The organism is Herbidospora sp. RD11066 (genome assembly GCF_054661255.1).
Window position 1 is genome coordinate 1 of the sequence record NZ_BAAGDO010000046.1, and the last position, 407, is coordinate 407.

Annotated in this window: 1 protein-coding gene; it reads left to right on the plus strand. The window is 45.0% G+C overall.

Annotated elements, in window-relative coordinates; translation table 11 throughout:
* Positions 1 to 383, plus strand: a 383-nt coding sequence (locus ACYQ78_RS39295; RefSeq protein WP_459806087.1) for an uL13 family ribosomal protein, incomplete at its 5' end; no start/stop codon positions are given.
* Between the last annotated feature and the right edge of the window lie 24 nt (positions 384 to 407).

Here is a 407-nt window from a genome sequence, read left to right on the forward strand (position 1 = left end):
CTCCAAGCAGAATTGTGTGGAGGACCATCAGAGGGATGATTCCACACAAGTCCAAGAGAGGTGCAGAGGCAATGAATCGCCTGAAGGTTTTTGATGGTATTCCCCACCCTTATGACAAAGAAAAGAGAATGGTTGTACCATCTGCCCTCCGAGTTGTCCGTTTAAAGCCTGGAAGGAGGTACTGTGTCCTAGCCAGACTTTCTCATGAGGTTGGCTGGAAATACAAGGATGTTCTTGAGACCCTTGAAGAGAAACGCAAGGCCAAAGCTGCGGTGTATTATGAACACAAGAAGAAAGTTGAGAAACTGAGACAAAAGGCTGCAGAGGACAAAGCTGAAGAGCTTAAGGCTGTTAATGAAGTTTTGGAAAGTTATGGTTACTGAGATGTAATCTTTGCTATCTCACAG